This is a genomic window from Variovorax soli NBRC 106424, assembly GCF_001591385.1.
GTDB classification, from domain to species: domain Bacteria; phylum Pseudomonadota; class Gammaproteobacteria; order Burkholderiales; family Burkholderiaceae_C; genus Variovorax; species Variovorax soli.
In genome coordinates this window covers 44,248-50,818 of sequence record NZ_BCUU01000030.1, presented here as the reverse complement: position 1 = coordinate 50,818, position 6,571 = coordinate 44,248, and the positions used below count along the sequence as shown (strand labels likewise).

The window sequence follows — 6,571 nt, the reverse complement described above, 5'->3', positions numbered from 1 at the left end:
GCGGGCGGTGCAGGCGGCTCGGGCGGGCGCGCCGAGCGCAGGTACCAGCCCTGCGGGTCGCTGGCATCGGCGCTGCCGCGGTACAACTGGTACTCGTAAGCCCCGCCCACGACGCGTGAGCCCAGCGAGAAGGCGCCGGCCTCGGTGGTGGCGCCGTTGTTGGCGCTGACCACCTGGATGCCGTTGCCCGGCGTGAATGCGCCAGGCCCGCCGCTGTTGCTGATGCGCAGGCTGGTGCTGCCCGTGGCCGCCCCACCATCGACCACCAGGCGGTCCGACGGCGAACCGTCGCCGCCCAGGTAGGTGTTCAGACCCAGCGTGCCGCCCTGGCCCTGGTAGTTGACCGCCGTCAGCGTCTTGTAGCTGGACAGCTGGTCGACCGCACCGGCAGGCGCGCTGAACTGGATCACGCTTCGGATGTTGTTCAGCGTGGTGACGTTCGAGTTGCCCGTCATCGTCCACTGCGAATCGGCCAGCGTCACGTTGCTCGTGCTGCCGGCCTGGGTGACGGCGGCGCCGACCAGCGTGGACGGATCCACCGTGATGTTCAGGTTGGCGGGATTGGCCGCGTCGGTGGAGCCCACCTGCAGCCACAGCCCGTTGTTCTGCACGGCCGTGACGTTGTTCAGCGCGATGTCCGCCGCGCCCTCGTCCACGCGCACGGAAGGGCCCTGTGCGGCCGTCAGGGTGGTATTGCTCACGCGTGCGCTGCTGGTGGCCCCCAGCGGCGCGCCGGCAGACAGCGCTGCCGCGTTGGCCCCCGAGGTGCTCAGGATGCCGTTCGTCACGCTCAGGGTGCCGCCGTCGATCACCCCCGCGGCATCGGCCTGCGCCCCGGAGGTGCTCACCTGCACCGCGTTGGCGTTGAGCACGCCGCCCAGGGCGCCCAGGCCGAAGGATTTCTCGCCGGCCGTGCTGATCGTCGCGTTGTCCAGCGTCAGTGCGGCGCCGCTGTTGAGCGACATCGCGCCGATCGCGGCGTTGGCCGTGGTGCTCACGGCCACGTTGCTGGCCGACAGGCTGGCGCTGGCCCCGGGCGTGGAGGCCCAGGACACCAGGCCGTGCGCGTCGAGACCGGCCGTTTGCACCTGGATGTCGCCCGGGGCGGCGCCGCTGAGGGTGACCTGGCTGTCCTGGGCCATCGCGCCGACGGAGCCCTGGCCCTGGGTGCTCACCGCCAGCTTGCCGCTCGCGCCGATCTGCGAGCCGCCTTCGGCGCGCAGGCCCTCGCTGCCGTCGCCCACCGTGCTGATGCGCGCCGCACCCGCGCCCGAGTCGATGGTCACGCGGGCGCCGCCAAGGGCCTGCACGCCGAGCGACTCTTGCGCGCTGGTGTCGATGGCCAGGCTGCCGCGGGTCTGCGCGACGCCGCCGTCCAGCGCCTGGATGCCCATGGAGCCGGCGCCCTGGGTGGCGATGCTGGCGCTGGCGGTGCCCGCGTCGATGCTCACCTGGCTGCCCGCGCTCACCAGCACGCCCGCGGCGTTCTGGCCCTGGGTGCTCACGGCCAGCGCGCCCACGCTGGAGACGCTGCCGTTGTTGCGCGCGGAGATGCCCGCCGAGTTCTGGCCGGTGGTGTGGATGGAGGTCAGCGCGCCAGCGCCCGTGCCGCTGTCCACGGCGATGGTGCCTGCGCCAGAGGCGTCCAGGCCTTGCGAGTCCTGCCCTGCCGTGTCGATTCGCAGCGCTCCGCTGGTGCGCACCGTGCCGCTCTGCGTGGCCTGGATGCCGTCCGACGTGTTGCCGCGCGTCGTGATCGTGTTGGCTGCGGGCCCGCTGCCGATGGACACCATGCCGCTGCTTCGTGCCAGCACGCCCTGGGAATTCGCGCCGGCGGTGTCGATGACCAGGCCGCCGCTGGTCTGCACCGTGCCGTTCGTTTGCGCCAGGATGCCGGGCGCCGAATCCAGTTGGGTCGTGATGGTGTTGGCTGCGCGCTTGTCGGTTGCCATCACGACGTCGCTGTACCCATAGGCCTCCACGCCTTGAAGGCCCGATACGATGTTCACGTCCGTGGCTCGGATGCTGGTCACATCGTCCGGCGCATTGGTGCCCAGCGCATGCAGCCCGAAGCCCTGGCGGCTCGTGAGGTCGGTGTCGGTCAAGGTGATGCTGCCGCCTCCTTGCGCGATCGCGCCGGTGCCTGCCGCGTCGATGGTCAGGCCCCGCCCCGCGATGCTGCCGGCCTTGGGGCCATCGCCCACGGCCCACAGACCATAGGAATTGCCGCCGGTGGTGGTGACCGAGCCGCCCTGCTCCAGGCTGATGCTGCCGCCGCCGGCAGCGCTGCCCGTCACGACCACTGCGTGCGCCGTACCCCCGCCCGTGACGATGGTGACCGGCCCCAGCGCGTTGACTACACCGCCGTTGCGTGCCCCTATAGCCATGCCGGCTGCGCCGCCCGTGGTCCCCGTGTCGATGGTCGTGTTGGCCGGTATGTCGATCGATGTGCCGTCCGCGCGGACCGGCTGTGCCATGACGGCCACGGGCGCCAGAACGCTGCTGGCCAGGAGCAGCTGGCGGAAAGCGGCATGGAAATAGGTAAAGCGCCCCCGCGAGGGGCGAGCGATAGCGTGCATTTCTAACTCCCTGATTTCCCTCGGGCGATTCGATGTCGCCGATGGGTTTTGAACAAAACGAAGGCGAATTCTGGAGGCTTGGTTAAGTTTTTGGTGCTAACTGGGCGGGGCTTGATCAAGGTTGTTGCGAAGTAATGCCTGCTTGCCGACAAAGGATGGCGTCGCGCTGTGCGACAAGACGGAAGTTTTTCGCGAACGACAGGGCGTGGCCCGCAGTGCGCCCCGCCGGCGGCCTGGCGCCGGCCACTCGTAAAATCCTGGATTTCGTGGGCGATTGGCCTGCGAACTTTTTCACGGTCCGGCTTTGCCGGCCAGCCCATGCTGACCTTCCAACAGATCATTCTCAAACTGCAGTCGTACTGGGACGCCCAGGGCTGCGCCCTGCTGCAGCCCTACGACATGGAGGTGGGGGCGGGTACCTCGCACACCGCCACCTTCCTGCGCGCCATCGGGCCCGAGCCTTGGAAGGCGGCCTACGTGCAGCCCAGCCGCCGCCCCAAGGACGGGCGCTACGGCGAGAACCCCAACCGCCTGCAGCACTACTATCAGTACCAGGTGGTGCTCAAGCCGGCGCCGGCCAACATCCTGGAGCTGTACCTGGGCTCGCTGGAGGCGCTGGGCTTCGACCTGAAGAAGAACGACATCCGCTTTGTCGAGGACGACTGGGAGAACCCCACGCTGGGCGCCTGGGGCCTGGGCTGGGAGGTCTGGCTCAACGGCATGGAGGTGACGCAGTTCACCTACTTCCAGCAGGTGGGCGGCATCGACTGCCGGCCCATCACCGGCGAGATCACCTACGGCCTGGAGCGCCTGGCCATGTACCTGCAGGGCGTGGACAACGTCTACAACCTCAAGTGGACCGAAGGCCTCTCCTATGGCGACGTCTACAAGCAGAACGAGGTGGAGCAGTCCACCTACAACTTCGAGCACAGCGATGCCGATTTCCTGTTCTCGGCCTTTGCCGCGCACGAGAAGCAGGCCAAGCACCTCATGGAAGAACAGCTGGCGCTGCCCGCCTACGAGCAGGTGCTCAAGGCCGCGCACAGCTTCAACCTGCTGGATGCGCGCGGCGCCATCAGCGTGACCGAGCGCGCCGCCTACATCGGCCGCATCCGCAACCTGGCGCGCGCGGTTGCGCAGAGCTATTACGACAGCCGCGAGCGCCTGGGCTTCCCGATGGCCCCGCGCGAGTGGGTCGCGCAAATCCCGGCGAAGAAGGCGGCCTGAGAACATGACCACGAACAAGAAGAACCTGCTCGTCGAACTCTTCGTCGAGGAACTCCCGCCCAAGGCACTGAAGAAGCTGGGCGACGCTTTCGCCGGCGTGCTGCGCGACCAGCTGGTGGCCCAGGGCCTGGTCGATGCCGGCGCGGTGCTCACGGCTTATGCCTCGCCGCGCCGTCTGGCCGCGCACATCACCGACGTGGCGTCGCAGGCGGCCGACAAGGCCGTGTCGCAAAAGCTGATGCCCGTGAGCGTGGGCCTGGATGCTTCGGGCCAGCCCACGCCCGCATTGCTCAAGAAGCTGGCATCGCTGGGGGCCGACGCCTCCGCCGTGGCCGGCCTCAAGCGCGCGCAGGACGGCAAGGCCGAAGCCCTGTTCTTCGAAAGCACCGCGCGCGGCGCCACCTTGGCCGATGGCCTGCAGAAGGCCCTGGCCGAAGCCGTTGCCAAGCTGCCCATTCCCAAGGTGATGAGCTACCAGCTCGAAACCGGCGAACTGCCCGGCTGGACCAGCGTGAGCTTCGTGCGTCCGGCGCATGGACTGGTGGCCCTGCACGGCACCGACGTGGTGCCGCTGCAGGCCCTGGGCCTTCAATCGGGCCGCGAGACGCACGGTCATCGTTTCGAGGCGAGCGTCGATCCGGTGGTGCTGCGCGGCGCCGACAGCTATGCGCTGCAACTGCAGGACGAGGGCGCCGTCATCGCCAGCTTCGAGGCGCGCCGGCTGGAAATCGCCCGCCAGCTGTCGGAGGCGGCGCTGCAGGTTGGCGCCGGCTCGGTGCCCATCGACGACGACGCGCTGCTGGATGAAGTCACGGCGCTGGTGGAGCGCCCCAACGTGCTGGTCTGCGAGTTCGAGCGCGAGTTTCTCGATGTGCCGCAGGAGTGCCTCATTCTCACGATGAAGGCCAACCAGAAGTACTTTCCGCTGCTCGACGCCCACGGCAAGCTCACCAACAAGTTCCTGGTGGTGAGCAACATCCGTCCGGACGACGCCAGCGCCGTCATCGGCGGCAACGAGCGCGTGGTGCGCCCGCGCCTGGCCGACGCCAAGTTCTTCTTCGACCAGGACCGCAAGAAGTCGCTCGCCTCGCGCGTCGAGCAGCTGAACAAGGTGGTCTATCACAACAAGCTCGGCACCCAGGGCGAGCGCGTGACGCGCGTGATGCACATCGCGCGGGCCATTGCCGAGCAGCTGGGCAACGCCGAGCTTGCCAAGCAGGCCACGCAAGCGGCCCAATTGGCCAAGGCCGACCTGGTCACCGACATGGTGGGCGAATTCCCCGAGCTGCAGGGCACCATGGGCCGCTACTACGCGCTGCATGACGGCCTCGATCATTCCGTGGCCGACGCCATCGAAGACCACTACAAGCCGCGCTTTGCCGGCGACACCCTGCCGCGCGGCGATGTCGGCGTGGTGGTTGCGCTGGCCGACAAACTGGAAACGCTGGTGGGCATGTTCGGCATCGGCAACCTGCCCTCGGGCGACCGCGACCCGTTCGCGCTGCGCCGCCATGCGCTGGGCGTGATCCGCATGCTCATCGAGAAGAAGCTGCCGCTGGAACTGCAGCCGCTGCTGGCCAAGGCCGCGCAGCAGTTCTCCGCCATTGCCGGCTTCGATGCCGACGGCGCGGTGAACGGCCTGCAGGCCTTCATCTTCGACCGCCTCTCGGGCAGCCTGCGCGAGCAGGGCGCGAGCGCGCAGGAAGCGGAGGCCGTGCTGTCTTCGCAGCCTCAGCGCCTGGCACTGGTGCCCGAGCTGCTGGCCGCGGTGCGCGCCTTCGCCGCGCTGCCCGAGGCGCCGGCCCTGGCCGCCGCCAACAAGCGCATCGGCAACATCCTGAAGAAGTCGCCCGAGGCGGACGCCCACGTCAACACCGCGCTCTTCCGCGAGCCGGCCGAGGGCGCGCTGTACGAGGCGATGCAAAGCGTGGTCCCCAAGGCCGACGCGCAATTCGCCGCCGGCGACTACACCGCCTCGCTGCAGACCCTGGCCGCGCTGCGCGCGCCGGTGGACGCCTTCTTCGATGGCGTGATGGTCAACGCCGACGAAGCCGACCTGCGGCTGAACCGTCTGGGCCTGCTGTCCAAGCTGCACGCCGCCATGAACCGCGTGGCGCAGCTCGAGCGGTTGGCGGTCTAGGCTGGTAGCGAATGGGACTTCACACCGTGCAGGGCCACGCCATGAAGCTCGTCATCCTCGACCGCAACGGCACCATCAACGTGCACCGCGAGGATTTCGTGAAGAGCGATGTCGAATGGACGCCGCTGCCCGGTGCGCTGGAGGCCATTGCGCGCCTGAACCATGCGGGCTGGGTGGTGGCCATCGCCTCCAACCAGTCGGGCCTGGGGCGCGGGCTGTTCGACATGGCGTCGCTCAACGCCATGCATGCCAAGATGCACAAGATGCTGGCCGCCGTGGGCGGCCGCGTCGACGCGGTGTTCTTCTGCCCGCATGCGCCGGACGAGGGCTGCAACTGCCGCAAGCCCATGCCGGGCCTGTTCGAGCAGATCGGCGAGCGCTACGGCATCGACCTGCGCGGCATGCCCACCGCCGGCGACAGCCTGCGCGACCTGCTGGCCGGCCACGCGGCGGGCTGCGAGCCGCACCTCTTGCTCACCGGCATGGGCGCGGCCTGCCGCGGCGTCGACCCGCTGCCGGCGGAGTATCCGCCCGGCACCCGGGTCCATGAAGACCTGCCTGCCTTCGTCGACTTCCTGCTCGCACGCGAGGCGCAGCAGGCCGGCACCGCCGGCGACGCCTGATT

The 6,571-nt window shown here is 69.1% G+C and carries 3 protein-coding genes and 1 pseudogene; 3 read left to right on the top strand and 1 reads right to left on the bottom strand.

What is annotated here, in order from left to right:
- Positions 1-2,579 (bottom strand): annotated as a pseudogene (locus VSO01S_RS11355) (hypothetical protein); the annotation flags it as partial.
- Between the two features lie 318 nt (positions 2,580-2,897).
- On the opposite strand from VSO01S_RS11355, the gene glyQ reads away from it, so the two are divergent.
- Genes glyQ through gmhB form a run of 3 tightly spaced genes read left to right on the top strand, consistent with a single transcriptional unit; the run spans position 2,898 to position 6,569 of the window.
- A complete protein-coding gene (gene glyQ, locus VSO01S_RS11350; RefSeq protein WP_068642384.1) occupies positions 2,898-3,806 on the top strand; it encodes a glycine--tRNA ligase subunit alpha in 909 nt (302 codons plus the stop codon).
- 4 nt (positions 3,807-3,810) lie between these two features.
- The gene (gene glyS / locus VSO01S_RS11345) at positions 3,811-5,946 is read left to right on the top strand and encodes a glycine--tRNA ligase subunit beta (RefSeq protein WP_068642383.1); all 2,136 of its coding nucleotides are present in this window, start codon (positions 3,811-3,813) and stop codon (positions 5,944-5,946) included.
- Between the two features lie 41 nt (positions 5,947-5,987).
- The gene (gmhB, locus tag VSO01S_RS11340) at positions 5,988-6,569 is read left to right on the top strand and encodes a D-glycero-beta-D-manno-heptose 1,7-bisphosphate 7-phosphatase (RefSeq protein ID WP_174544723.1); all 582 of its coding nucleotides are present in this window, start codon (positions 5,988-5,990) and stop codon (positions 6,567-6,569) included.
- The last annotated feature ends 2 nt before the right edge of the window (positions 6,570-6,571 follow it).

Coding starts and splice junctions, on each gene's coding strand:
- glyS (WP_068642383.1), top strand. CDS start 3,811: ATGACCACGAACAAGAAGAACCTGCTCGTCGAACTCTTCGTCGAGGAA.
- gmhB (WP_174544723.1), top strand. CDS start 5,988: ATGAAGCTCGTCATCCTCGACCGCAACGGCACCATCAACGTGCACCGC.
- glyQ (WP_068642384.1), top strand. CDS start 2,898: ATGCTGACCTTCCAACAGATCATTCTCAAACTGCAGTCGTACTGGGAC.